We start from the raw sequence: 4,743 nt of genomic DNA on the forward strand, positions 1-4,743 counted from the left end.
GGTGGCGGTGCCGAGCCACCGCGCCCCGGCGGCGCGCGCCGCGCGCGCGGCGGGCACCATGCCGTGCCCGTACGCGTCGGACTTCACGACGGCCATCACCTGCGCGCCACTGGGCGCGACCCGGGCGCGCAGCGCGCGCACGTTGGCGCGCAGGGCGCCGAGGTCGATCTCGGCCCGGGCCCTGACGTGGCGTGAGTTCTGGTGGTTTCCGGTCATCGCGCCAAGTCTCTCAGAACGGACGCCCGGGCTCCGCCCACCGAACGTCACCCGAACGTCAGCCGCCCGCGTCACGCTGCTCCGGCGCCGCGTGGCGGTTCACCGAGGCGCCGAGGCCCACGGCCGTCTGGGGGACGAGCAGCACGATGAGGATGATCAGCGGCACGGTCCAGCCGCCGGTCGCCTGGTGCACCGCGCCGAGCGCGAGCGGCCCCGTGGCGGCCAGCAGGTAGCCGAAGCACTGCGCCATGCTGGACAGTTGCGCGGCGTGCCGGGTGTCGGGCGAGCGGTCCACGATGAACAGCATCGCCAGCGAGATGGCCGCGCCCTGGCCGAGGCCGAGCAGGATCATCCACAGGTACGCGCCGCCGACGGGCGCCGTCGCCATGCCGGCGAAGCCCCCCGCCGTCAGGACGGCGCCGATCGCCGCGAGCAGCCCGGGCCGCACCCCGCGCGCGGCAAGCACCGGGCTGAGGAACGCGCCCGCGATGCCGAGGAGGCTGGAGAAGGAGAGCATCCAGCCGGCCGTGGACTGCGCCGTGCCGGCGTCGGTCAGCATCGTCGGGAGGTAGGCGGCGGCCGCGTAGTACGACAGCGACTGCAGCCCCATGTAGCCGGTGACCAGCCAGGCCACCGGGTGGCTCCACAGCCCCCGTACGGGGTGCCTGGCCGCGCCCGCCCGCGCCGCGGAGGCGCGAGTGTGACGGCGCACCTGCGGCGCCCACACCAGGAGCGCGACCACGGCGAGCAGCCCCCACAGCGCGAGCGTCGGCCGCCAGCCGAGGGACAGCGCGTGGCCCACGGGCACGGTGACGCCCGCGGCCAGGGCCGCGCCGCCGAACAGCGACATCGAGTAGAGGCCCGTCATCAGGCCCACGCGGTGGGCGAAGTCCCGCTTGATGACGCCGGGCAGCAGGACGTTCGCGACGGCGATGCCCGCGCCGACGACGACGGTGCCGCCGAGCAGCGCGGCCATCGACGGTATGAGCCGCAGCGCGGTCCCGCAGCAGATCGCCACCATGGTCAGCAGCAGCGCGGGCTCCATGCCGAGCCTGCGGCCGAGCCGCGGCGCGAACGGCGCGAGCAGGCCGAAGCAGAGCAGCGGCAGCGTCGTCAGCAGCCCGGCGGTGGCCGTGGACATGCCCGTGCCCGCGCGGATCGTGTCGAGCATGGGCGACGCGGCGACGATGGCGGGCCGCAGGTTCAGCGCGAGGACGATGACGCCGACGCCGAGGAACAGCCCGGCGCGGGCGCGCCGGGCCGGGCGCCCGGCCCGGCCTTCGGCCCCGGCCGCGGCTTCGGGCCTGGCCGCGGCTTCGGGCCTGGCCTCCGCCCCGGCCTCGGCGGTGCGCGCGGCTCCGCCGCTGTCCGTGTCGCGGGAGGCAGAGCTCACTTCGCGTCTCCCTCCTCGCGGCCCCCGCGGGGGGTCCCCGCCGTCGCCGGCAGCGGGTCCGCCGCCTGGAGCTCCCGCAGAGAGCTGACCGACTCCTCGATGTAACGGGCGACCGCGCCCGTGGCCGCCGCCGCGTCGCCCGCCTCGATCGCATCGACGAGATCGGCGTGCGAGTCGGCCTGCGCACGCCGCGGTTCGGGCAGCGGCGCGTCGGCGACGGAGGCGATGGCCGCACGCAGACCGTCCGACAGGTGGCTGTAGAGGTCGGCGAGCATGCCGTTGTGCGCCGCCGCGACCACCGCGCGGTGGAAGGCGACGTCGGCCCGTACGAACGCGTCGGTGTCACCGGACCGCCAGGCCGTGCCGCGCTCGGCGAGCGCGGACCGCAGCGCCGCCAGGTCGGCCTCCGTGCGCCGGCCGGCCGCGAGCCTGGCCGCGTCGCGTTCGAGTCCCGAGCGGACCTCGAACGCCTCCAGGTGGCCCGCGCGCCGCAACCGCCTGTGCAGGGCCGCACCGAGCGCGTCGGCGGCCCGTACGTACGTGCCGTCGCCCTGCCTGGCCTCCAGCATCCCGCTGTGGCCGAGCGCCCTGACGGCCTCGCGCACGGTGTTGCGGCCCACGCCGAGCATCTCCGTCAGGACGGGTTCTGCGGGGATCTTCGTCCCCACCGCCCACTCGCCCGACTCGATCAGGCTCTGGAGCTGTTCGATCACCCGGTCGACCAGGCTCGACCGCTCCGCCGCGTGGATCGGCACGCCGCACCTCCTCGTATCACAATCAGCCTAACATCCCATGTTTAACCGGTTCAGGCTCGGCCGCTTTCGCACACCCGGCAAACAGAGCGGAAAGGCTCGGCGACGGAGCGCATCCGCGCAGGGCCCACAGGTGTCTCACAGGCAAGCGGTACGACGTACCGGCACATGCCAGTGGCCTGGCATCAGAGAACTCACCAGAGAACTTGGGGAGAAACCGCCTTGAAACAAGGTGTCGCACCACTCCACCGCGCGTCCGCGCTGACCGCCGCCGCCGGCACGCTCCTCGCGGCGGGCGCGTTCGCCCCGCCCGCCGCGGCGGCCACGGCGGCCACGGCCCCGAAACCCCCGTCGATCGTCGCCAAGGGCGGCTACGTGATGAACAATGCGACGCACGCGGGCTACTACGGCAAGGCGGCCGACACCCGCAGGCCCACCGGGTCGACCACCAAGGTGATGACCGCCCGCGTGGTGCTCGCGCACCTCGCGCACAAGGGCCTGAACCTGGGATCGAAGGTAACGATCCAGAAGGCGTACAGCGACTACATCGTCGCGAAGACCGCCTCGTCCGCGCACCTCATCGTCGGCGACAAGGTGACGGTCGGGCAGCTGCTGTACGGGCTGATGCTGCCGTCGGGCTGCGACGCCGCTTACGCGCTCGCCGACACGTTCGGAAAGGGGTCCACCCGCGCCGCGCGCGTCAAGTCGTTCGTCGGGCAGATGAACGCGACGGCCAAGAGCCTCGGGTTGAAGAACACGCACTTCGACTCGTTCGACGGCATCGGCAACGGGCGCAACTACTCGACGCCGCGCGACCTGGCGAAGCTGGCGGGCAGCGCCCTGACGTACAGCACCTTCCGCACGGTCGTGCGGACGAAGTCGACCAAGCAGAAGGTCACCACGAAGAACGGCGGCTACCGCTACATGTCGTGGACCAACACCAACAACCTGCTCAGCAGTTACCCGGGCACCATCGGCGTCAAGACGGGCTCGGGCCCCGAGGCCAAGTACTGCCTCGTCTTCGCGGCGACGCGCCACGGCAGGACCGTCGTCGGCGCCGTCCTCGCCTCGTCGTCCGTGGCGCACCGCTCGGCGGACGCGAAGAAGCTGATGGACTACGCGTTCAAGCGCTGACCTCGCACACGTCGCGCCACGCGGCGGGCACGTGGTCGGCCACGTCGTGTGCCGCCAGGGGCGCGGCGAGGCGGGCCGCCAGGCCGTGCAGGTACGCGCCGACGGAGCCGGCGTCCCTCGGCGCGAGGCCGGCCGCGAGCAGCGAGCCCGTCAGGCCGGTCAGGACGTCGCCGCTGCCGGCGGTCGCGAGCCAGCCGGTGCCCGTCGCGTTGACCCGCACGGGGGTGCCCCGGCCGGGGTCGGCGACCAGTGTCGTCGACCCCTTCAGCAGCACCGTCGCGCCGTAGCGCGCGGCGAGTTCGCGTACGGCGTCCAGCCTGCCCGCCTCGACCTCGGCGCGCTCCGCGCCGAGCAGCGCGGCCGCCTCGCCCGCGTGCGGGGTGAGCAGGGTGGGCGCCGTGCGGGCCCGTACCGCGGCCGCGTCCAGGGCGTGCAGGGCGTCCGCGTCGATCACGACCGGCACGTCCGAGGCGAGCGCGTCGTCGAGGCCAGGACCCCCGCTCAGGCCGGGGCCGACCGCCCACGCCTGCACGCGGCCGGCCTTCGCGGGCGGCCCGTCGCTGACCAGCGTCTCGGGGTGGCGGGCGAGCACCGCGTCGCCGCCTGGCCCGACGTACCGGACGGCGCCCGCGCCGCCGCGCAGCGCGCCCGCCACCGCGAGCACCGCGGCGCCCGGGTACTTCGCCGACCCGGCCACGACGCCGACGACGCCGCGCCTGTACTTGTCACTCTCGCCGCCGGGGACCGGCAACAGCCGCGCCACGTCCGCGTGTTGCAGCGCCTCCACGGCGGGCGACGACGGCAGGTGCGGGCCGAGACCGATGTCCACGAGCCGTACCACGCCCGTGAGTTCCGCCGCCGGGTCGATCAACTGGCCGGGTTTGTGGGCGCCGAAGGTGACCGTCACGTCCGCCCGCACGGCCTCGCCCCTCACCTCGCCGGTGTCCGCCGCCACCCCGCTGGGCAGGTCGACGGCGACCACGACCGCGCCGGATCCGCGTGCCGCGCGCGCCAGCGGGATCGCGTCGGGGCGCAGCCCGCCGCGGCCGCCGATGCCGGTGATGCCGTCGACGTCGTAGTTGGCGGCGGCGTGCGCCCTGTTCAGCTCGTCCTGCACCTCCAGCAGCTGGCTGCCCAAGATCGGTAGAGCACAGCTGTGAACTCTGGGCTCCGATCCAGGCCCGATTCCGTCCTCGTCGTGGTACTAGCTGAAGAGGCGGGAGGGCAGGCGGGGGGGAGGTGGGCGGC

5 protein-coding genes are annotated in these 4,743 nt (G+C 74.5%); 1 reads left to right on the plus strand and 4 read right to left on the minus strand.

What is annotated here, in order from left to right:
• The 3 genes from JFN87_RS32020 to JFN87_RS32030 all read right to left on the minus strand — a co-directional run.
• Positions 1-216, minus strand: a 216-nt coding sequence (locus JFN87_RS32020; RefSeq protein WP_209345852.1) for an alanine racemase, incomplete at its 3' end; no start/stop codon positions are given.
• A gap of 58 nt (positions 217-274) precedes the next feature.
• On the minus strand, positions 275-1,609 hold the full coding sequence (locus JFN87_RS32025; protein ID WP_307865674.1) for a CynX/NimT family MFS transporter: 1,335 nt from the start codon (positions 1,607-1,609) through the stop codon (positions 275-277).
• Positions 1,606-2,364 carry a FadR/GntR family transcriptional regulator gene (locus JFN87_RS32030; protein WP_209345854.1) on the minus strand — a complete coding sequence of 253 codons (759 nt, stop codon included), beginning with the start codon at positions 2,362-2,364 and terminating at the stop codon, positions 1,606-1,608. Before JFN87_RS32030 ends, JFN87_RS32025 begins: the two co-directional genes overlap by 4 nt.
• Before the next feature lie 219 nt (positions 2,365-2,583).
• On the opposite strand from JFN87_RS32030, the gene JFN87_RS32035 reads away from it, so the two are divergent.
• Positions 2,584-3,495 carry a D-alanyl-D-alanine carboxypeptidase family protein gene (locus JFN87_RS32035; RefSeq protein ID WP_245182800.1) on the plus strand — a complete coding sequence of 304 codons (912 nt, stop codon included), beginning with the start codon at positions 2,584-2,586 and terminating at the stop codon, positions 3,493-3,495.
• On the opposite strand, the gene JFN87_RS32040 is transcribed toward JFN87_RS32035, so the two are convergent.
• Complete coding sequence (locus tag JFN87_RS32040; RefSeq protein WP_245182803.1) at positions 3,485-4,621, minus strand: NAD(P)H-hydrate dehydratase; 1,137 nt, start codon at positions 4,619-4,621, stop codon at positions 3,485-3,487. The genes JFN87_RS32035 and JFN87_RS32040 overlap by 11 nt on opposite strands.
• Positions 4,622-4,743: the final 122 nt, after the last annotated feature.

Source organism: Streptomyces montanisoli, from assembly GCF_017813245.1.
Classification (GTDB): domain Bacteria; phylum Actinomycetota; class Actinomycetes; order Streptomycetales; family Streptomycetaceae; genus Streptomyces; species Streptomyces montanisoli.